We start from the raw sequence: 19,703 nt of genomic DNA on the forward strand, positions 1-19,703 counted from the left end.
GCGCGGCACCGCGCCGGATGACCGCTCCCGCTACTTCCGGAGCCCTCCATGGGACGTTATGTGATCCGGCGCCTGCTGCAGATGATCCCGGTCTTCTTCGGCGCCACGCTGCTGATCTTCCTGATGGTGAACGTGATGGGCGACCCCATCGCGGGCCTGTGCGGGGACCGAAAGTGCGACCCCGCGACAGCCACTCAGCTGAAGAAGGAGTTCGGCCTCGATAAGCCCGTGTGGCAGCAGTACGTGACCTACATGGGCAATGTCTTCACCGGTGACTTCGGTACCGCCTTCAACGGGCAGAAGGTCACCGAATTGATGGCGACGGCCTTCCCCCTCACGATCCGCCTGACGCTCGTCGCGATCGTCTTCGAGATCGTCATCGGAATCTCCCTCGGCGTGGTGACCGGCCTGCGGCGCGGGCGCCCCATCGACACCGTCGTACTGCTCCTGACGCTCGTCGTCATCGCGATCCCCACGTTCGTCACCGGCTTGCTCCTCCAGCTGCTGCTCGGCGTCGAATGGGGCGTGATGAAACCCTCCGTCTCGTCGGAGGCACCCCTGAACGAACTCATCGTGCCGGGGCTCGTGCTCGCCTCGGTCTCCCTGGCGTACGTCACCCGGCTCACCCGGACCTCCATCGCCGAGAACCGCCGCGCGGACTACGTCCGCACGGCCATCGCGAAGGGACTGCCCAGACGCCGCGTCATCACCCGGCACCTGCTGCGCAACTCACTCATCCCGGTGGTCACCTTCATCGGCACGGACATCGGCGCGCTGATGGGCGGCGCGATCGTCACCGAGCGGATCTTCAACATCCACGGCGTCGGCTTCCAGCTCTACCAGGGGATCCTCCGCCAGAGCACCCAGACCGTCGTCGGCTTCGTGACCGTCCTCGTCCTGGTCTTCCTGGTGGCCAACCTGATCGTCGACCTGCTGTACGCCGTACTCGACCCGAGGATCCGCTATGCCTGAACCCCGAGAGCCAGACGGAGCCATCGCCCCGACCGGCGCGGGCGGCGCGATGGACCTCGCGGCGAGCGAGGGGACGACGCTGGAGAAGACGCCCGGCGGCCCGGGAGGAACCGGCCCCTCGGCCCCCGCCCGCAGCCTGTGGTCCGACGCCTGGCGCGAGCTGCGACGGAACCCGATCTTCATCATCTCCGCCCTCATCATCCTGTTCCTCGTCGTCATCGCGATCTGGCCCTCCCTGATCGCCTCCCGCAACCCGCTCGACTGCGACCTCGCCAACGCCCAGAAGAGCTCCACCTCCGGCCACCCCTTCGGCTTCGACGGACAGGGCTGCGACGTCTACACGCGGACCGTGTACGGGGCCCGCGCCTCGGTCACCGTCGGCGTCTGCGCCACACTCGGCGTCGCGATCCTGGGCAGCGTGCTCGGCGGGCTCGCGGGATTCTTCGGCGGGGTCTGGGACGCGATCCTCTCCCGCATCACCGACGTCTTCTTCGCCATCCCCGTCGTGCTCGGCGGCCTGGTGCTCCTGTCGGTCGTCACCAGCAACACCGTCTGGCCGGTGATCGGCTTCATGGTCCTGCTCGGCTGGCCGCAGCTCTCCCGCATCGCCCGCGGCTCCGTCATCACCGCCAAGCAGAACGACTACGTTCAGGCGGCCCGCGCCCTGGGCGCCTCCAACTCGCGGATGCTCCTCCGGCACATCGCGCCGAACGCGGTCGCCCCGGTGATCGTGGTCGCCACCATCGCGCTCGGCACGTACATCGCCCTGGAGGCGACCCTCTCGTACCTCGGCGTGGGCCTGAAGCCGCCGACCGTGAGCTGGGGGATCGACATCTCGGCCGCCTCCCAGTACATCCGCAACGCCCCGCACATGCTGCTCTGGCCCGCCGGAGCGCTCGCCATCACCGTGCTCGCGTTCATCATGCTCGGCGACGCGGTGCGCGACGCCCTCGACCCGAAGCTGAGGTAGGCGCCCATGGCAACCGTGGCATCCGACGCGTCCGGCGCGCCCACCGCGGGGACGCACAAGCTGCTCGAAGTCCGCGACCTGCACGTGGAGTTCCGGACCAGGGACGGCGTCGCCAAAGCCGTCAACGGCGTCGACTACACCGTCAGCGAGGGCGAGACGCTCGCCGTGCTCGGCGAGTCCGGGTCCGGCAAGTCCGTGACCGCGCAGGCCATCATGGGCATCCTCGACATGCCGCCCGGAAAGATCACCGGGGGAGAGATCCTCTTCAAGGGCCAGGACCTCCTCAAGCTCAAGGCGGAGGAGCGGCGCAAGACGCGCGGCGCCGGCATGGCGATGATCTTCCAGGACGCCCTGTCGTCGCTGAACCCCGTGGTCAGCGTCGGCCAGCAGCTCGGCGAGATGTACGTCGTCCACCAGGGGATGTCCCGCAAGGACGCCAAGGCCAAGGCCGTCGAGCTGATGGACCGGGTGCGCATCCCCGCCGCGAAGGAACGCGTCGGGCAGTACCCGCACCAGTTCAGCGGCGGCATGCGCCAGCGCATCATGATCGCCATGGCGATGGCGCTCGAACCCTCGCTGATCATCGCCGACGAACCGACCACGGCCCTGGACGTGACCGTGCAGGCCCAGGTGATGGAACTCCTCGCCGAGCTCCAGCGCGAGCTGCACATGGGCCTCATCCTCATCACCCACGACCTGGGCGTCGTGGCGGACGTCGCCGACAACATCGCCGTCATGTACGCCGGCCGCATCGTCGAGAAGGCCCCCGTCCACGAGATCTACAAGGCTCCCGCGCACCCGTACACGCGAGGACTTCTCGAGTCGATTCCCCGGCTCGACCAGAAGGGCCAGGAGCTCTACGCGATCAAGGGCCTGCCGCCGAACCTCATGCACATCCCGCCGGGTTGCGCCTTCAACCCCCGCTGCCCGATGGCACGGGACGTCTGCAGGACCGACGTGCCGCCGCTCTACGAGGTGGCGTACGAAGGCCTGGCCGCCGACCGCCGGAGCGCCTGCCACTTCTGGAAGGAGACGCTCGATGCCTCATGGTGAGCACATCAGCAAGAAGCAGCTGGAGGACGAGGGCGAGACCGCACGGCAGCTGATGCACAAGGCGCGGGCGGAGCACGAGTTCGCGGCGCACGGCTCGGCGTCGGGTCGCGAGCCGATCCTCCAGGTACGGGGCCTGGTCAAGCACTACCCGCTCACCCAGGGCATCGTCATCCGCAGGCAGATCGGCGCCGTCAAGGCCGTCGACGGCGTCGACTTCGACCTCGGCCGGGGCGAGACGCTCGGCATCGTGGGGGAGTCCGGCTGCGGCAAGTCGACGGTCGCGAAGATGCTGGTGAACCTGGAGCGGCCGACGGCGGGCGAGATCCGCTACAAGGGCGAGGACATCAGCAAGCTGTCCGGGCGCGCGCTGAAGGCCGTGCGGCGCAACATCCAGATGGTCTTCCAGGACCCGTACACGTCGCTGAATCCCCGCATGACGGTCGGCGACATCATCGGGGAGCCGTACGAGATCCATCCGGAGGTCGCGCCCAAGGGCTCCCGGCGGCAGAAGGTGCGGGAGCTGCTCGACGTGGTCGGGCTGAACCCCGAGTACATCAACCGCTATCCGCACCAGTTCTCGGGCGGCCAGCGGCAGCGCATCGGGATCGCGCGCGGCCTCGCGCTGCGGCCCGAGATCATCGTGGCGGACGAGCCGGTGTCGGCGCTCGACGTCTCGGTCCAGGCGCAGGTGGTGAACCTGCTCGACCAGCTGCAGAACGAGTTCGATCTGTCGTACGTGTTCATCGCGCACGACCTGTCGATCGTGCGGCACATCTCCGACCGGGTCGGCGTGATGTACCTGGGGCGGATCGTCGAGATCGGCTCCGACGAGGAGATCTACGAGCATCCGACGCATCCCTATACGCAGGCGCTGCTGTCGGCCGTGCCCGTACCTGATCCTGCGGCCCGTGAACACCGGGAGCGGATCATCCTGGCGGGCGACGTGCCCTCGCCCGCCAACCCGCCCTCGGGGTGCCGGTTTCGCACGCGGTGCTGGAAGGCGAGGGAGCGGTGTGCGTTGGAGGTGCCGCTGCTTGCCGTTCCGGCGGAGTTCCGCGGTGTCTCGGGCCCGGCGGCCCATGACTCGGCGTGCCACTTCGCGGAGGAGAAGCAAGTGGTGCCGTAGGGGCGGTCCCTGCGGGGCATTCCCCAATCCCGCCCCTTCCCGGCTGTGACATGTGCGGCTCCGCCGCGCAGGGGCTCCGCCCCAGACCCCGTACAAGATGTCCGCAAACGCGGCGAAGCCGGTGACAGGGCAACCAAGGCCCCCGCGCCGAGCGGCCCGCGGCGGAGCCGCAAGTGTCACAGCCGGGAAGGGGCGGGGTTGGGGAAGAAACATGAGGGCAACTCCACTGACCCCGCACCGCCACACACACCCGGCAGGCTTACGGACGTACGGCCGTGCGGGTGCCGTAGACCGGCCGGGGTTTTGCCATGTCCCCCCGGCCGGTCGCCGTGCGTGCGGGGTCTAGGACAGCCCCAGCGACCGCTTCAAGAAGTCCACCTGCAGCAGCAGCAAGTTCTCCGCCACCTGCTCCTGCGGAGTCATGTGCGTGACCCCGGAGAGCGGGAGGACTTCGTGCGGGCGCCCCGCCGCGAGCAGCGCCGACGACAGGCGCAGGGCGTGCGCCACCACCACGTTGTCGTCCGCGAGGCCGTGCACGATCATCAGCGGCCGGTGCGGGACCTCCGGCGCCACCAGGCCCTCCTCGGTGACGAGGGAACTCAGGGCGTACGGCGCCGGGTCGGCGCCCGGATCACCCAGGTACCGCTCCGTGTAGTGCGTGTCGTACAGCTGCCAGTCCGTCACCGGTGCCCCCGCGACGCCCGCGTGGAAGACATCGGGGCGGCGCAGGACCGCGAGCCCCGCGAGGTAACCGCCGTAGGACCAGCCCCGGATGGCGACCCGGTCCAGGTCCAGGGGGAACGAGGCGGCGAGCCCCTGGAGCGCGTCCACCTGGTCGTCCAGGGTGAGGGTGAAGTCCCGCCGGATGGCCTTCTCCCACTCGGGGGAGCGGCCCGGAGTGCCCCGGCCGTCCGCGACGACCACCGCGAAGCCCTGGTCGGCGAACCACTGGGACGTGAGGTACGGGTTGTGGGCGGCCAGGACCCGCTGACCGTGCGGGCCGCCGTAGGGGTCGAGGAGCACGGGCAGCGGGCCCGACCCCTCCTCGTAGTCCGTGGGGAGCAGGACGGCGCACGGGATCTTGCGTGCGCCCCCCTCGGTCAGCGTCACGCGCGGGGTGAGCTCCGGATGCCGCGCGTACGAGGCGACGGTCGCCACCTGCTTGCCGTCGCGCAGCACCCGGACGCGTGAGCCCGGCTGGTCGAGCGTGGCCGTGACGAGGACCGTGAGGCCTCCCGAGCGCACCGCCGAGTGCACCCCGGCTTCGGTCGAGACGCGCTCGACGCCCAGTTCGTTGACCCGGTAGACGTGCACCTCGCCGGTCTCCGGGGCCGTCGCCGCCGCACCCGCCGACGCCGAGATCAGGACGTCGTCGTCCGCCACGTCGAGGACGGCGCGGACGTGCAGCTGCGGGCCCGTCAGGGGGCGTTCGCCCACCGCGAGGACCCGCGCGCCGCCCTCGTCCACGATCCGGACCAGTCGTCCGCTGGGTGACCAGGAGGGGGCGCCGGGGAAGAGCTCGAGCCACTGCGGGTCCTCCTCCGCGTGCACCATGCGCGTCGAGCCGTCGTCCGGGTCCACCGCCAAATAGAGCTGGCTGAGCTGGTCCCTGGACTGGACGAGGAGCAGCGGCGCACCGGCCGACGACCAGTGCACGCGCGCCAGATAGGGGTAGCGGGCGCGGTCCCACATCACCTCGGTGCGGGCGCCGTCCAGGGTCACCACGAAGAGGCGTACGTCCGCGTTGGCGGTGCCCGCGGCCGGGTAGGCGACCCGCGCGGGCTCCGTCTCCGGATGCGCGGGATCGGCGATCCACCAGCGCCGTACGGGGGCGTCGTCGGCCCGTGCGACGAGGAGCCGGTCCGACTCCGGCGACCACCAGAAGCCCCGCGAACGCTGCATCTCCTCGGCCGCGATGAACTCCGCGAGGCCGTACGTCACGGTCTCCTTCTCGGCGGAGTCGGGCTCCGGAGCCACAAGGGCCCGGTCGCCATCGCCGTCGGCGCCGGTCACCCGCAGGGCGCCCCCGGCGACGTACGCGATGTGGCGGCCGTCGGGCGAGGGGCGCGGGTCGATCACCGGTGCGGGGGCGGGCAGTTCGCGCGCCGTGCCCACGCGCAGCTCCGCGGCGAAGAGCCGCCCGGACAGGGCGAAGGCGGCGAGCTCCACCGCCGCGTCCGTCGCGTAGCCCACGATGCCCGCGCCGCCCTCGCGGCTGCGCTCACGGCGGGCGCGTTCCGCGGCGGAGAGGCGCTCGGCCGCGCCCTTGAGGAGGGCCTCGGGGTCGGCCGCGACCCGCTCGGTGGCGCCGTCCGCCACGTCGAGGACCCAGAGTTGGTTCGCCCGGTCCGTACCCGACGACGAGCGCAGGAAGGCGACGCGGGACCCGTCCGGCGCCACCGTGAACGCGCGGGGCGCACCGAGAGTGAAGCGTTGCGTGCGGGCGTGCAGGCGGGGGAAGGAGAGCCGCTGCGCGTGACTCTCGGCGGGCCCGGCGGTTCCGGGCGTCTCGGTGGTCATCCCCCGAGCCTATGGGGCATGCGCCCCCTTGTGCTGCCGTGCTCCGAGTCATGCGGACCCACGGATAGTTATGATCCGTAGCGCTTAGTGGGTATGTACCTGCTGGCGTCCGCACTGGTGCAGGGTCTGGGACTTGGAGGTGAGCCGCCGTGGCACTCTCGATTTCGGCGGTGGTGCTGCTGGCGATCATTGTCTTCTTGCTGGTCAAGAAGTCAGGGTTGAAAGCGGGCCACATGATCGTCTGTGTCTTGCTCGGCTTCTATCTGGCGAGTTCCTCCATCGCCCCGACGATCAACGAGCTGACGACGAACGTGGCGGGGATGATCGGCGACATCAAGTTCTGATCAGTGCGCAGCACGTTCCGGTAGGCGCGCGGGGTGCTCGTAGGGTGGTCCCATGACGGAACTGCCCGCCCGGCGTCTGCTGCTCGTGCACGCGCACCCCGACGACGAGTCGATCAACAATGGCGCGACGATGGCCAAGTACGTGGCCGAAGGCGCCCATGTCACGTTGGTGACGTGCACGCTGGGCGAGGAGGGCGAGGTCATCCCGCCCGGCCTCGCCCATCTCGCGCCCGACCGCGAGGACGCGCTCGGCCCGCAGCGCATCGGTGAGCTGGCCGCCGCGATGAAGCAGCTCGGCGTCGCCGACCACCGCTTCCTCGGCGGCACCGGCCGCTACCGCGACTCCGGGATGATGGGCGTCGAGCAGAACCACCGTACGGGCGCCTTCTGGTCCGCCGATCTCGACGACGCCGCCGCGCACCTCGTCGAGGTGATCCGCGAGGTGCGGCCCCAGGTGCTCGTGACGTACGACCCGGACGGCGGGTACGGCCACCCCGACCACATCCAGGCCCACCGCGTCGCGATGCGCGCCGCGGACCTCGCGGCCGAGAGCGCCTTCCGCGCGGATCTCGGCGAACCGCACACCATCGCCAAGATCTACTGGAACCGTGCGCCGCGTTCCGTCGTCGAAGAGCGGTTCCGGTGGATGGAGGGGGCCCTGCGGCACTCACCGTTCACGACCCCCGGCGTGGTCGCGGACGTGCCCGGCGTGACGGACGACGAGCGGATCACGGCGGAGATCGACGGGACCGCCTTCGCCCCGGCGAAGGCGGCGGCGATGCGCGCGCACGCCACGCAGATCGAGGTGCAGGAACCGCTCTTCGTCCTGTCGAACGGGCTCGCGCAGCCGATCTTCGATGTGGAGTACTACGAGTTGGTGCGAGGAGGAAGCGGTGCGATGGACGGCGAGCGTGAGACCGATCTGTTCGCGGGGCTCGCGGACGCGGGGCCCGAAGGGCTCGAAGGGGTGACGGCGCCGTGAGTACTCGTTCGCGTGCCACGTCGGCGTCGTCGCCGGCTTCCGGTTCGTCGTCCGCCGCGTCCCCGCCGGGCGGCAGCGCCCTCGCGCAGCCGCTGAACCCCGGCCGCATCGCGTCGTACGCAGGCCTCTTCGTCCTTGGAGCGGTCGTCGGCGCCGCGGGTGCCCTCGTCCAAGGGGGCTGGTTTCCGGGCGGGTTGCTGCTCGCGCTCCTCGGGGCCGCGGGGCTCTTTCACGGAGGGGTGCGCGCCATCGGCACCAGAGCGGGGGCGGTCGCGCCGGCGGCGGGCTGGCTCGTCTCCGTCATGCTGCTCACGGCCAGCCGGCCCGAGGGGGACTTCCTCTTCGGGGCGGGACTCGGCTCGTATGCCTACCTGCTGGGCGGGATGGCTGTTGCTGTGATGTGTGCCACCCTCGGGCAGCGACCGCAACCAGGCGGGCCCGCCGCCCGACTTGGCAAGTGACGTACCACTTCAACCCGTGTCCCGCACGGGTTTGACGGCGGTCACAGGATGAGTGCCGACGGCGGCCAGTATGGTGGTGCGCGCCGCCGAGCCTCCCCCAGCCTCCGGCCGGAGGGAAATCTCCTCCGCGCGGGGAGCACGGGCGGCGGAGCCAACCGGGAGAACCTGCCTTGAGTCGTGAAACTGACAGTTCGTCCTCCGGGCCCCAGGGGCGCGGTGGAGCCGCTTACCCCTCGGGGACGCCGCCGTACGGCTCCCCCGCGCAGGGTGCCGCGTCGGACGGCGCCGTGGACGGCGCGCAGCGGCAGGCCGCCGACGAGCGGCCCGACGAGCCCAAGACCGAGACCACGCTGACCACGCGTATCCGGATCAACATCCCCGGGTCGCGGCCCATCCCACCGGTCGTCATGCGCACGCCCGTCGGGGACAGCGACGCCGGTGCGTCACGTCCGCTGGACGGGGGCCGCGCGGCGGCCGACGCCGCTGACGGCGCCGGGCGTCCGGGGTCCGCGAACGGCGCGGGCGGTCCCGGGTCCGCCGGGCTGCCCGCATCGGGCTCCGCGCCCGCCGGGCCTGCCGCCGCCGGGCCCGCGTCGCCCTCCGCTCCGGCGGAGGAGAAGACGAGCGACTGGTTCGCGCCGCGCAAGAGCGGCCCGGCGACCGGCGGGGCCACCGCGTCCGGCAACGGCACGCCGGGGAACGCCGCGCCCGGTTCCGGCCATTCCGGGAGCAACGGCTCCGGTACGGGCGCCTTCGACGTGTCCGGCGCCGTGGCGGCGGGTCCGCTCGGCACGGGTGCGCCGCAGGGCGGCGACCCGCAGCGCGGGGACCTGCCGTACTTCTCCGGAGGCGCCGGGGGCGAGGGCGGCCGTGGACCTTCGGGGCCGACCGCCGGACCGGTGACCGGCGAAGGACCGCTCGCGCCGAAGCCCGCCGATCCGTCCCACCCGGCGAACCAGGCCAACCCGGCAGGCCGGGCGAACCCGATGGCGGCGCCGAATCAGGGTGGTCCCGGCAATCCCGGCAACCCGGGCAATCGGCCCAACCCGGCCAATCCCGCGGCCCGTTCGGGCGCGGGCGCCGGTGCCCCCGCGATGGGCGACGACACCGCCATCCTCACGCCGCAGAAGGCGGGCCCGGTCCAGGGCCCCGGTGGCGGCCCACGGCCCCCCGCCGCAGGCGGCCCGGTCCCCGGCGGCCCCGGCTCCATCCCGGGCGGCCCGAGCGCGCCCTCTCCCGGGACCAACGTCTCCGGCGACACCCTGACGAGCGGCATCCCCGTGGTGCCGCCCGCGCAGAACTCGCCGTTCGCCACGGCCCCGCAGACCGACGGGCCCCTGCCGCACACCCCGCCCAAGCTGCCCGAGCCGGTGCAGCCGAACGTGCCCGTCGCCGCGGCCCCGCCCAAGAAGAAGGGGCGCAACAAGCTCGTTCTGGTGGCCGTGGCCGTGGTCGTCGTGGCCTGCGGGGCGTACGGCGCGGGGCTGTTGATGAACCACGCCGACGTGCCCAAGGGCACCACCGCGCTCGGCGTCGACATCGGCGGCGGCACGCGCGACGAGGCCGTCAAGAAGCTCGACGCGAAGATCGGCGAGCGCGTCGCCAAGCCCCTGAAGCTGTCGGTCGACGGCGAGGCGGTCACGCTCAGCCCGGACCAGGCGGGCCTGACCCTGGACAGCCAGGCGACCGTCCGCGAGGCCGCGGGCAGCGACTACAACCCCGTCTCGGTGATCGGTTCGCTGTTCGGCGGGGCGCGCGTCGCCGAGCCGGTCATGCCCGTGGACGAGGAGAAGCTGGCGGCCGCCCTGGAGCGCGCCGCGGGCGGCTCGGGCTCGGCCAAGGAGGGCTCGGTCAAGTTCGTGCCCGGCAAGGCCGTTCCGGTGTACGGCAAGGCGGGCAAGGGCATCGACGTCGCGGCGTCGACCACGGCCGTGTCGGAGGCGTACAAGAAGCAGGTCGAGAACGGCAGCGCCGGCACCGTCGAGCTGCCCGTCACGACCCGCAAGCCGACCGTCCCGAACGCCGAGGTCGACAAGTTCATGACGCGCTTCGCGAAGCCCGCCATGTCCGCCAACGTCACGATCAAGGCGGGCAACGCGTCGATCCCGTTCGGTCCGGCGAAGTCGCTGCCGAAGGTGCTCGAGACGAAGGTGCTCAAGAACGGCACGCTGCAGGTGCACTACAACACCGTCGAGCTCAAGAAGCTCTACGGCAACGTCTTCGACGGCATCCTGATCCAGCGCGGCAACGGCGACAAGACGCCGGTCCAGCCGACGGACGTGGCCGCCGCGATGAACAAGGCACTGATGGGCAAGACGCCCGCGGAGCGGATCGGCGTGATCGAGACCGACGCCAGCTGATTCGCACGGCGACACCCGTACGCCGATACCCGTACGCACCCGGAGGCCGGGCGGACCACGACGGTGGACCGCCCGGCCTCCGGCCCGCCGCCCGGCTCGCCGAGTCAGTTCAGCATCGACCGCGCCCCGTGTGCCTCCTGCCGCAGCCGCGCCGCGGCCGCCTCGTCCGTCGCGGCCAGGACGTCGGCGTACGTCTCGATCTCCAGGGCGCCGGTCAGGAAGTCGCCGCGCCGCACCAGGAGCTGGGCGCGGTCGTAGTGCAGCCGGTCGGAGTGCGCGGGCAGCAGCAGGGAGAGTTCGACGGCCCAGAGCGCGACGTCCGAGCGCTCGGGACGGGCCGCCGCCCACGCGCGGATGTTGTTGAGGACGCGCAGGACGATGTCCAGGGGCCCGGCGGGACTCAGCATCGAGGGCACGAGCGGCGCGCCCGTGGCCCCGGCGACCAGCAACTCCGCGTCCGTGGGCGTCAGTACGCCGCCGCCCGCGAAGGGATTGGCGAGGACCTGCTCGTCATGGCCGCCGAAGCCGACCACGAAGTGACCGGGCAGGGCCACCCCGTGGACGGGCACGCCCGCACGGCGGGCGACCTCGATCCACACCACCGAGAGCAGGATGGGCAGGCCTCTGCGCCGTCGGAGCACCTCGTGCAGCAGCGCCGACCGGAGGTGCTGGTAGTCGCCGGGCCTGCCCCTGAACCCGTAGCGCCCGCCGAGCAGTTCGGCGAGCGCGAGCGCACAGGGCCGGGGGCCGTCGGCCTTGTCGGGCAGCCGCTCGGCCAGCTGGTCGGCAAGGCGGTCGAGGATGCGCAGTACCGCGCGCATGCCCGCGTCGTCGAGGTCCGGGTCCGCCTCCGCGCCGATCAGCAGGCACAGCAGCGCGAGATCGGGCCGCGCCGCCCGTGCCTGATCGGCGAAGAGGCGTCGCCGCTCGGGGGATTGGGGGTGCATAGGTGCTTCGTGCCCTGCCGGACCGATCGATAGCGCTCCGATCTCCCCCTCGGCTCTCACCCCCGTCGGTCAAGGGTGCATCCGGGCCCCTTTGAGGACCTTGTCGACCGCGTTGCGCGGGCCGTGCACGAGGAGCCCCACCAGGTCGAGCTGATCCGTCGGCACGGCGCGCACCGCGGCCCGGTTGTCCCGGTCGTTGCCGGTGGTGAACAGGTCGGACGTGAACACCGCGGTCGGCAGCGAACGCGAGAGGGCGCGGCGGTGCGCGGCGCCCACGGTCTCCTTCGATCCCTCGAAGACCAGGACGGGCTGGCGGATCATCGGCAGGTAGGGGGTGCCGTCGGCGTCCTCGTACGGCTCGCCGATCACCTCGGGCGCCGCCGTGCCGAGCCCGCTGACCAGGAACGCGGTCACGTTGAGGCGCTGCCAGGCCTCCAGGTCGTCACGGAGCAGGACGGCGATCTTCGTGTCGAAGCGAACGGGGGCCTCGCCCGTCGTCGCGGCGGCGGTGTCTGTCTCAGCGGTGGTTCTCATGCATTGAGACTGCCGAGTGGACCGCCACCACGTCTTGTACGTTCTTTGCATGGTGGTCCGGCAGGAAATATCCGCATGGCGCCCGCCGGTCGCGGGTGTCGTGGAGGTCTTCCACGCCCACTTCACGGAGCACGCGTACCCGATGCACGTCCACGACGCGTGGACCCTGCTGATCGTCGACGACGGCGCCGTCCGCTACGACCTGGACCGCCACGAGCACGGCACCCCGAGTGACACCGTCTCCCTGCTGCCGCCCCAGGTCCCGCACAACGGCTCGCCCGCCACCCCCGACGGCTTCCGCAAGCGCGTGCTCTACCTGGACATGACACAGCTGGACGCCGGCCTCATCGGCCCCGCGGTGGACGGCCCCGACCTCGTCGACCCCGTCCTGCGCACGCGCGTGGGCCAGCTGCACGCGGCGCTGGCGTGCCGCGGGGACGAGCTGGAGGCCGAGAGCCGCCTGGCCCTGATCAGCGAGCGGCTGCGCGGTCACCTGCGCCCCAGGGCCACCACCGGCGCTCCAGAAGGCACCGGACGGGGCGTCGCCCAGAACCTCCGCGACCTCCTCGACGAGCGGCTGCTCGACGGCGTGACCCTGGACGAGGCGGCGCGCCTGGTCCACGCCCACCCCACACACCTCGTGCGCGCCTTCAGCGGGGCGTACGGCATCGCACCGCACCAGTACGTGATGTCCCGCCGCGTCGACCGCGCCCGCCGTCTCCTCCTGGCGGGCCGGCCGCCGGGCGAGGTGGCGACCGCCGCCGGGTTCTACGACCAGTCGCACCTCAGCCGGCACTTCAAGCGGGTCCTTGGCATCACACCCGGGCGGTACGCCCGCACGCGGGACGCCGGTCGGGAAGGCGGAACCGGACGAGCAGGAGGAACCGATCCGGCGGGCGGCGTCAGTTGAGCATGGCCCGCGCCGCCCGTGCCTGGTCCCGCACGCGGTCCGCCGTGGTCGGCTCCACCGCCGTCACCACGTCGGCGTACTCCTCCAGCTCGGCGGCACCCGCGAGGAAGTCCCCTCGCTGGACCAGGAGTTGGGCCCGTTCGTAGCGCAGCCGTGCCGGGTGGGCGGGCAGCAGCAGGGAGAGTTCCACGGCCCAGAGCGCCACGTCCGAGCGCTCGGGCCGGGCCGCCGCCCACGCACGGATGTTGTTCAGGATGCGCAGCACGATGTTCAGCGGATCGGCGGGCGTCAGCATCGACGCGGACACCGTGCCGCCCGACGACCCGGCGACGAGCAGCTCCGCGTCCGCGCCCGTGAGCAGCCGCCCGCCGGCGAACGGGTCGGTGAGCACCTGCTCCTCGCGGGTGCCGAAGCCGACGACGAAGTGACCGGGCAGCGCGACCCCGTAGACGGGTGCGCCGGCCCGGCGTGCCACCTCGATCCACACCACGGAGAGCAGGATCGGAAGGCCGCGGCGGCGCCGCAGCACCTCGTGCAGCAGGGAGGACTCCAGGCGCTGGTAGTCGGCGGGCGTGCCCATGAACCCGCACTGCGAGCCGAGGAGTTCGGCGACGGCGGCCGCCCACTCCCGCGCGCCGCCGGGGCGGTAGGGGAGCTGCCCGGCGAGCCGGTCGAGCTCGATCTGCGCCGCGTCGATGTCGTCGTCGCCGAGCCCGGGGTCCGCCTCCGCGCTCAACAGGAGGCACAGCAGGGACAGGTCGGGCCGCTCGGACCTGGCCTCCTCGGCGAACCGCCGCCGGGACGCGGCCGTCCTTGACTCCTCGTGCATGCGTGCCTCGTGCCTTACTTACCGAGCCGACCGGTAGGAGCTACCGAGCCGACGGGTATCGATAGTGGTGGTACGTGTGGTGCGCGGCGAAGCCAAGACCGCCGTACAGCGCCCGCGCACCTTCGTTGTCGTCCTCGACCTGCAGCCAGGCCGCCGAAGCGCCCTCGGCGAGCGCCTGCCGGGAGAGCGCGGCCATCACCGCCGTCGCCAGTCCCTGCCTGCGGTGCGCCGGATCCACCTCGACCGCCATGAATCCCGCCCAGCGCCCGTCCACGACGCACCGTCCGATCGCGGCGGGCCCCGCGTCGGGAGAGGCCCCGGGCACGGAAGCGAACCACACCGACGGGCCGCCCGCCAGCACCTTGCGCACATGGGGACCCGGCACCTTGAAACGCTTGTACCGGCGCAGCCACGCCTCGTCGAAGGAGCGCGCGAGAAGCACTTGCTCCGGCCCTGCTCCGGGCATGTCCGGGTCGCCGAGGGGCGCGAGAGCGCCGACGTGGATCGCGGAGCTCACCTCGCGCTCCCAGCCGCGCTCCTCGAGCTCGGCGCAGAGCAGTTCCTGGGTGTCCTCGGCCCCGGTCGCGGTCTGGATGTACGCGGGCAGCTCCCGTTCCGCGTACCACTGGCGTACGTACGCGAGTGCCTCGTCCAGCGGCCGTCCCGGATCGCCCACCGGCAGCACCGAGTTGGCCCGCCGGGTGAATCCGGCCGCCGCGCGCAGCTCCCACTCGCCGAGCTGCTCGCTCTCCACCGGCGGCCAGGCGCGTGCCGCCACCCGGGCCAGCTCCCGGTACGAGGCCGCCGGGCCGCGCCTGCGGGCCGGGGCGGAGGGGACCACCTTGCCCGCCATCAGGGAACTCTCCGCGATGTGGACACGCTCACCGTCGCGCCGTGTGATGAGTACCACACCGTCATTCCACGATGTGAGAACACCCACCGTGTCAGTGAACTTGCCACCCGTCCCCGGCCCTTCGTTCAGGCGGCGTACCGACACCCGTTTGCCCACGTCAGCAGGGCTGATGCGCACCTCAAGCCGTCCGCCCGCAGTGAATTCCACAGCTCTGTACGCCCCTCCTGTTCGGATCATGCCCGGGAACGGAGATACTAGAGGCGGGCATCGACGACGCCGCGCTCCCGCGCGCCAGGCGAGCGGAGCCTGAGGACGGCCCGCCAACGCCCGTATCGAGGAGGAACGACAGCGTGACCTACGTCATCGCGCAGCCTTGTGTCGACGTCAAGGACAAGGCGTGCATCGAGGAGTGCCCGGTCGACTGCATTTACGAGGGCTCCCGGTCCTTGTACATCCACCCGGACGAATGCGTCGACTGCGGAGCCTGCGAACCGGTCTGCCCGGTCGAGGCGATCTTCTACGAGGACGACACCCCGGAAGAGTGGAAGGACTACTACAAGGCGAACGTCGAGTTCTTCGACGAGCTCGGATCGCCCGGTGGTGCCAGCAAGCTCGGCTTGATCGAGCGCGACCACGCCTTCATCGCCGCATTGCCGCCGCAGAACCAGTAACGGCGGCTTGAAGCGCCGCCCCGGTCCCGTACGGCACAAGTCGCCGTGCGGGACCGAGGCATTTGTCCACCCCGTACGTCCGCGCAGTGGCAGGACGTACACGCAGTACGGGAGTCAGCACGTGTCCGTAGTCTCCGGTCTCTCCGGCCGCCTTCCCGCCTTCCCCTGGGACAAGCTCGAGCCGTACAAGGCCACGGCGGCCGCCCACCCCGGCGGCATCGTCGACCTGTCGGTGGGCACCCCGGTCGACCCGGTCCCCGAGCTGATCCAGAAAGCGCTGGTCGCGGCGGCGGACTCGCCGGGCTACCCGACGGTGTGGGGCACGCCCGAGCTGCGTGACGCGATCACAGGCTGGTGCGAGCGGCGCCTCGGCGCGCGCGACGTCACGCACCGGAACGTGCTGCCGGTCGTGGGCTCCAAGGAGCTGGTGGCCTGGCTCCCGACGCAGCTGGGACTTGGCCCGGGTGACGTCGTCGCCTACCCGCGCCTCGCCTACCCGACGTACGAGGTGGGCGCGCGGCTGGCCCGCGCCGAGTACGTCTCGTACGACGCCCCCACGGACCTCGACCCGACGAACCTCAAGCTTCTCTGGCTCAACTCGCCCTCCAACCCCACCGGTCGCGTGCTGTCCAAGGACGAGCTGACCCGCACCGTGGCCTGGGCGCGCGAGCACGGGGTGCTCCTCGTGAGCGACGAGTGCTACCTGGAGCTCGGCTGGGAGGCGGAGCCCGTCTCGGTCCTGCACCCGGACGTGTGCGGTGGTTCGTTCGAGGGGATCGTCGCCGTCCACTCGCTCTCCAAGCGGTCGAACCTCGCGGGTTACCGCGCCGCGTTCATCGCCGGAGACGCGGACGTCCTCGGTGAGTTGCTGCAGATCCGCAAGCACGGCGGCATGATGACGTCCGCGCCGACGCAGGCGGCCGTCGTCGCGGCGCTCGGCGACGACGAGCACGTGCGCGAGCAGCGCGATCGGTACCTGGCCCGGCGCACCGCCCTGCGCGAAGCCCTCCTGAAGCACGGCTTCCGCATCGAGCACAGCGAGGCGAGCCTCTACCTCTGGGCGACCCGCGACGAGTCCTGCTGGGACACCGTCGGGCACCTCGCGGACCTGGGCGTCCTCGTGGCTCCCGGGGACTTCTACGGCCCGGCGGGCGACCGCTTCGTGCGTGTGGCGCTCACGGCGTCGGACGAGCGCGTGGCCGCGGCGGTCGAACGGCTCGCCTGAGCCGCTGCCCGCCGCGTGGTGGCCGACGCGTGAGGAGGGCCCGGAGCCAGTGGCTCCGGGCCCTCCTCGCAGCTACGCGGCGGTCAGCCGAGCGGCAGGCTCTTGACCGGCAGCTGGTCGGTGGGCAGGCCGCCCTTGGTGACCGCGTCCGTCGGCAGGCCCTCGCCGACGGCGTCGGTCGGCAGGCCGCCCTTGGTGGCAGTGCCCGCGGTGTCGCCGACCACGTCACCGGCGCTGCCCGCGAGGTCACCCGCGGCCTTCTGCGCGACGGGGGTCGCGGTCTTGGCGCCCGATCCGACGACCTTGCCCGCGGTCGGCACGCCCTTCTTCACGGCCTTGCTGCCGGTCTCACCCGCGAGACCGGTGGTGTTCTGAGCTGCGCCGTCGACGGTGTTGCCCAGACCGGCACTGTCCAGGGCGGTCACACCGCCCAGGTCGGGGGCGGCCGGAAGCTGGGCGGCGCTTGCGGAGCCGGCCGCACCGACCACGGGAGCCGCTCCCGCTGCGATGAGCAGCGCGGCGCGAGCGATCCGGCGGGTCAGGGGGAGGGACATGATGCTCCTTCAGACGGGAGAGACGTTGGTGTGTCCGGCCGGATGGGGCCCGGCGTTCAGACGCTGTGACTACCGCTCGAAGCCGTCGAAGGTTGCGGTGGGCCAACGTAAAGAATTGGCAATGCATCGCATAATCGGCTGTGGATAAAAACGGGCAAAACGATCACCTCATGTGAGGCTGCTGAAACGTCAATGCCCTGTACTGGCAAGGGGTCCGGTGCATGTCGAGGTGAGGGTGCGCATCTCTGGACGGCACTTCGCCCGCGAGTGATCAGCGTGACTCGATCGGGTGATCCGCCGTACTACTGCCCAATGACAATTCGGACGTCGCCCGTGCCCGTTCCGCCGGCCGCGGGCCGCCCGTCCGCGCCCGTCGCGCCCGCCTTGCCCGGCTTGCGCCATTCCTTCCCGGAGCCCTCGGCGCTCCACTCCCGGCCGCCGTACGAGACGCGCTCGATGCCGAGCGCGGATGCCTGGGCCACCGCCCAGTGCGCGAGCTCCCAGCCCCGCTGCTCGCCGCCTCCCGCGCCGGACGCCGTGGAGTCCACCGGCACGGTGACGGTGTCCCCGCCCCTGCCGCCCTTCGGTGCCACCTCGCGGCCGAAGTCGCGGACCAGGGCGGCCCGCACCTTGGCCGGATCGCCCGGCTCGTCGGCCGTGCGGCCCTCGCAGGTGAGGGTGGCGGGGGCGCGGCCGGTCAGCGCGGCGGCGAGCAGCACGGCGTCCGGCTCGTGCTTCGCGTACGCCTGGGGGTAGCCGCTGCGCTGCACGCGCTGCGCGGCGACCGTCAGGGGGAGCCGTGAATAGCCGGGGACGTCCTTGAGGTGGTCGTAGAAACGCGCCGCCGAGTACGCCGGGTCCATGATCTGTTTCTCGTTGCCCCAGCCCTGTGAGGGCCGCTGCTGGAAGAGGCCGAGCGAGTCCCGGTCGCCATGACTGATGTTGCGAAGGCCCGACTCCTGCAGGGCCGTCGCCAGGGCGATGGTGATCGCGCGCTCCGGCATGCCGCGGGAGGTGCCCACGGCGGCGACCGTCGCCGCGTTCTCGGCCTGCTCGGCGCCGAATTCGTACGAGGCCCCGTCGCCGTTGCCCGAGACGACCTGGCAGCGTGGCGCGGCCTTGCCCCCGAAGACGTACTGGACGACCACATAGCCCACGAGCGCGAGCAGGACCGCCACGGCGGCCCCGATACGGAGGAGGCGGCCGCGCCGGACGAGGGTGGGGGGCTCAGGCACGCGACCAAGGTACTGGAGGCCACCGACAGGGCGGCGCGCCGAGGGGCGTTAGGGTCGAATCCATGGCTCAGACCTCACACGACGCGTCGCTCGACCTCACGCTCGACGCTGCCGCGCTCACCGCCCAGCTGGTCGACTTCCCGTCGCCGAGCGGCCAGGAGAAGGCCCTCGCCGACGCGATCGAGACGGCCCTGCGCGGCCTGCCGCACCTCACGGTCGACCGGCACGGCAACAACGTGGTGGCCCGCACGAACCTGGGCCGGGCCGAGCGCGTGATCCTCGCCGGGCACATCGACACGGTCCCGATCGCGGACAACGTGCCCTCGCGCCTGGACGAGGACGGCGTCCTGTGGGGCTGCGGCACCTGCGACATGAAGTCGGGCGTCGCCGTTCAGCTGCGCATCGCGCAGACCGTGACGGAGCCGAACCGCGACCTGACCTTCGTCTTCTACGACAACGAAGAGGTCGCCGCCCACCTGAACGGCCTCGGCCACATCGCCGAGGCCCACCCGGACTGGCTCGCGGGCGACTTCGCGGTCCTCCTGGAGCCGACGGACAACCAGGTCGAGGGCGGCTGCCAGGGCACCCTGCGGGTCTTCCTCAGGACGAAGGGCACGCGCGCGCACTCCGCGCGCGCGTGGATGGGCTCGAACGCCATCCACAAGGCCGCGCCGATCCTCGCGAAGCTCGCCGCGTACGAGCCGCGCAAGCCGGTCGTCGACGGCCTCCAGTACCACGAGGGACTCAACGCCGTACGCGTCGAGGGCGGCGTCGCGACCAACGTCATCCCCGACGAGTGCACCGTCGTCGTCAACTTCCGCTACGCGCCGGACCGCAGCGAGGACGAGGCACTCGCCTTCGTGCGCGACTACTTCGCCGACTGCGAGATCGACGAGTTCATCGTCGACGACCACACGGGCGCCGCACGCCCCGGCCTCGACCACCCGGCCGCCGCGGCCTTCATGGCGGCGGTCGGCGGCCGGGCACAGCCCAAGTTCGGCTGGACGGACGTCTCCCGCTTCAGCGCGCTCGGCGTGCCCGCCGTGAACTACAGCCCGGGCAACCCGCTGCTCGCCCACAAGATCGACGAACGGGTGCAGGCCTCCCTCATCCCGGAGGCCGAGAAGCGGCTCACCGCCTGGTTGACATCCTGAGTT

General features: G+C 71.8%; 19 protein-coding genes. 12 read left to right on the forward strand and 7 right to left on the reverse strand.

All coding sequences use genetic code 11. The annotated features are described in order from the left end of the window. The first annotated feature begins 48 nt into the window (after positions 1-48). The 4 genes from ACWGIH_RS05825 to ACWGIH_RS05840 are packed head-to-tail and all read left to right on the forward strand — an operon-like array spanning position 49 to position 4,121. Entirely contained in the window at positions 49-972 is a 924-nt protein-coding gene (locus ACWGIH_RS05825; RefSeq protein ID WP_453452167.1) for an ABC transporter permease, read from the forward strand. Beyond that, a complete protein-coding gene (locus ACWGIH_RS05830) occupies positions 965-1,942 on the forward strand; it encodes an ABC transporter permease (RefSeq protein ID WP_453452166.1) in 978 nt (325 codons plus the stop codon). The genes ACWGIH_RS05825 and ACWGIH_RS05830 overlap by 8 nt, the downstream gene beginning before the upstream one ends. A 6-nt stretch (positions 1,943-1,948) precedes the next feature. Next, positions 1,949-2,995 carry an ABC transporter ATP-binding protein gene (locus tag ACWGIH_RS05835; RefSeq protein WP_453452165.1) on the forward strand — a complete coding sequence of 349 codons (1,047 nt, stop codon included), beginning with the start codon at positions 1,949-1,951 and terminating at the stop codon, positions 2,993-2,995. Positions 2,996-3,047: 52 nt separating this feature from the next. Then, entirely contained in the window at positions 3,048-4,121 is a 1,074-nt protein-coding gene (locus tag ACWGIH_RS05840) for an ABC transporter ATP-binding protein (RefSeq protein ID WP_453452170.1), read from the forward strand. A gap of 342 nt (positions 4,122-4,463) precedes the next feature. Here the strand turns inward: ACWGIH_RS05840 and ACWGIH_RS05845 are convergent, their stop codons facing one another. Then, entirely contained in the window at positions 4,464-6,641 is a 2,178-nt protein-coding gene (locus tag ACWGIH_RS05845; protein WP_453452164.1) for a prolyl oligopeptidase family serine peptidase, read from the reverse strand. Positions 6,642-6,790: 149 nt separating this feature from the next. Here ACWGIH_RS05845 and ACWGIH_RS05850 point away from each other — a divergent pair, with 149 nt between their 5' ends. From ACWGIH_RS05850 to ACWGIH_RS05865, 4 genes are all read left to right on the forward strand, one after another. Further along, positions 6,791-6,985: a hypothetical protein gene (locus ACWGIH_RS05850; RefSeq protein ID WP_344521425.1), complete on the forward strand. Its 195-nt coding sequence runs from the start codon at positions 6,791-6,793 to the stop codon at positions 6,983-6,985. Between the two features lie 52 nt (positions 6,986-7,037). Further along, the gene (gene mshB, locus ACWGIH_RS05855; RefSeq protein ID WP_453452163.1) at positions 7,038-7,967 is read left to right on the forward strand and encodes an N-acetyl-1-D-myo-inositol-2-amino-2-deoxy-alpha-D-glucopyranoside deacetylase; all 930 of its coding nucleotides are present in this window, start codon (positions 7,038-7,040) and stop codon (positions 7,965-7,967) included. Positions 7,968-8,059: 92 nt separating this feature from the next. After that, on the forward strand, positions 8,060-8,428 hold the full coding sequence (locus ACWGIH_RS05860) for a DUF6113 family protein (RefSeq protein WP_453452169.1): 369 nt from the start codon (positions 8,060-8,062) through the stop codon (positions 8,426-8,428). Positions 8,429-8,598: 170 nt separating this feature from the next. Continuing rightward, positions 8,599-10,788 carry a hypothetical protein gene (locus ACWGIH_RS05865; protein WP_453452162.1) on the forward strand — a complete coding sequence of 730 codons (2,190 nt, stop codon included), beginning with the start codon at positions 8,599-8,601 and terminating at the stop codon, positions 10,786-10,788. 104 nt (positions 10,789-10,892) lie between these two features. Here ACWGIH_RS05865 and ACWGIH_RS05870 read toward each other — a convergent pair whose 3' ends face one another. Together ACWGIH_RS05870 and ACWGIH_RS05875 are read right to left on the reverse strand one after the other, a co-directional pair. After that, on the reverse strand, positions 10,893-11,735 hold the full coding sequence (locus tag ACWGIH_RS05870; protein WP_453452161.1) for a transglutaminase family protein: 843 nt from the start codon (positions 11,733-11,735) through the stop codon (positions 10,893-10,895). A 69-nt stretch (positions 11,736-11,804) separates the two neighbouring features. Beyond that, positions 11,805-12,269, reverse strand: a complete 465-nt coding sequence (locus ACWGIH_RS05875) for a DUF2000 family protein (RefSeq protein ID WP_453452160.1) — start codon at positions 12,267-12,269, stop codon at positions 11,805-11,807. Positions 12,270-12,318: 49 nt separating this feature from the next. On the opposite strand from ACWGIH_RS05875, the gene ACWGIH_RS05880 reads away from it, so the two are divergent. After that, a complete protein-coding gene (locus ACWGIH_RS05880; protein ID WP_453452159.1) occupies positions 12,319-13,179 on the forward strand; it encodes an AraC family transcriptional regulator in 861 nt (286 codons plus the stop codon). On the opposite strand, the gene ACWGIH_RS05885 is transcribed toward ACWGIH_RS05880, so the two are convergent. After that, positions 13,172-14,008 carry a transglutaminase family protein gene (locus ACWGIH_RS05885; RefSeq protein ID WP_453452158.1) on the reverse strand — a complete coding sequence of 279 codons (837 nt, stop codon included), beginning with the start codon at positions 14,006-14,008 and terminating at the stop codon, positions 13,172-13,174. The two genes, ACWGIH_RS05880 and ACWGIH_RS05885, sit on opposite strands and share 8 nt — an antisense overlap. Positions 14,009-14,048: 40 nt before the next feature. Beyond that, entirely contained in the window at positions 14,049-15,068 is a 1,020-nt protein-coding gene (locus ACWGIH_RS05890) for a GNAT family N-acetyltransferase (RefSeq protein ID WP_453452157.1), read from the reverse strand. 143 nt (positions 15,069-15,211) lie between these two features. Here ACWGIH_RS05890 and fdxA point away from each other — a divergent pair, with 143 nt between their 5' ends. Beyond that, positions 15,212-15,532 carry a ferredoxin gene (gene fdxA, locus ACWGIH_RS05895; RefSeq protein WP_030573070.1) on the forward strand — a complete coding sequence of 107 codons (321 nt, stop codon included), beginning with the start codon at positions 15,212-15,214 and terminating at the stop codon, positions 15,530-15,532. 121 nt (positions 15,533-15,653) lie between these two features. Next, on the forward strand, positions 15,654-16,757 hold the full coding sequence (locus tag ACWGIH_RS05900; RefSeq protein WP_453452156.1) for a bifunctional succinyldiaminopimelate transaminase/glutamate-prephenate aminotransferase: 1,104 nt from the start codon (positions 15,654-15,656) through the stop codon (positions 16,755-16,757). An 83-nt stretch (positions 16,758-16,840) separates the two neighbouring features. Here the strand turns inward: ACWGIH_RS05900 and ACWGIH_RS05905 are convergent, their stop codons facing one another. Both ACWGIH_RS05905 and ACWGIH_RS05910 read right to left on the reverse strand, forming a co-directional pair. Then, positions 16,841-17,311, reverse strand: a complete 471-nt coding sequence (locus ACWGIH_RS05905; RefSeq protein ID WP_451206598.1) for an ATP-binding protein — start codon at positions 17,309-17,311, stop codon at positions 16,841-16,843. A 302-nt stretch (positions 17,312-17,613) separates the two neighbouring features. Further along, the gene (locus ACWGIH_RS05910) at positions 17,614-18,546 is read right to left on the reverse strand and encodes a heavy metal transporter (RefSeq protein WP_453452155.1); all 933 of its coding nucleotides are present in this window, start codon (positions 18,544-18,546) and stop codon (positions 17,614-17,616) included. A 62-nt stretch (positions 18,547-18,608) separates the two neighbouring features. Here ACWGIH_RS05910 and dapE point away from each other — a divergent pair, with 62 nt between their 5' ends. Beyond that, positions 18,609-19,700 carry a succinyl-diaminopimelate desuccinylase gene (gene dapE / locus ACWGIH_RS05915; RefSeq protein WP_453452154.1) on the forward strand — a complete coding sequence of 364 codons (1,092 nt, stop codon included), beginning with the start codon at positions 18,609-18,611 and terminating at the stop codon, positions 19,698-19,700. Positions 19,701-19,703: the final 3 nt, after the last annotated feature.

Source organism: Streptomyces sp. NPDC054872 (assembly GCF_053610705.1).

Excerpts from the sequence above, each read along its gene's own strand:
- ACWGIH_RS05825 (WP_453452167.1), top strand. The coding sequence starts at position 49 with ATGGGACGTTATGTGATCCGGCGCCTGCTGCAGATGATCCCGGTCTTC.
- ACWGIH_RS05830 (WP_453452166.1), top strand. The coding sequence starts at position 965 with ATGCCTGAACCCCGAGAGCCAGACGGAGCCATCGCCCCGACCGGCGCG.
- ACWGIH_RS05835 (WP_453452165.1), top strand. The coding sequence starts at position 1,949 with ATGGCAACCGTGGCATCCGACGCGTCCGGCGCGCCCACCGCGGGGACG.
- ACWGIH_RS05840 (WP_453452170.1), top strand. The coding sequence starts at position 3,048 with ATGCACAAGGCGCGGGCGGAGCACGAGTTCGCGGCGCACGGCTCGGCG.
- ACWGIH_RS05845 (WP_453452164.1), bottom strand. The coding sequence starts at position 6,641 with ATGACCACCGAGACGCCCGGAACCGCCGGGCCCGCCGAGAGTCACGCG.
- mshB (WP_453452163.1), top strand. The coding sequence starts at position 7,038 with ATGACGGAACTGCCCGCCCGGCGTCTGCTGCTCGTGCACGCGCACCCC.
- ACWGIH_RS05870 (WP_453452161.1), bottom strand. The coding sequence starts at position 11,735 with ATGCACCCCCAATCCCCCGAGCGGCGACGCCTCTTCGCCGATCAGGCA.
- ACWGIH_RS05875 (WP_453452160.1), bottom strand. The coding sequence starts at position 12,269 with ATGAGAACCACCGCTGAGACAGACACCGCCGCCGCGACGACGGGCGAG.
- ACWGIH_RS05880 (WP_453452159.1), top strand. The coding sequence starts at position 12,319 with ATGGTGGTCCGGCAGGAAATATCCGCATGGCGCCCGCCGGTCGCGGGT.
- ACWGIH_RS05885 (WP_453452158.1), bottom strand. The coding sequence starts at position 14,008 with ATGCACGAGGAGTCAAGGACGGCCGCGTCCCGGCGGCGGTTCGCCGAG.
- ACWGIH_RS05905 (WP_451206598.1), bottom strand. The coding sequence starts at position 17,311 with ATGTCCCTCCCCCTGACCCGCCGGATCGCTCGCGCCGCGCTGCTCATC.
- dapE (WP_453452154.1), top strand. The coding sequence starts at position 18,609 with ATGGCTCAGACCTCACACGACGCGTCGCTCGACCTCACGCTCGACGCT.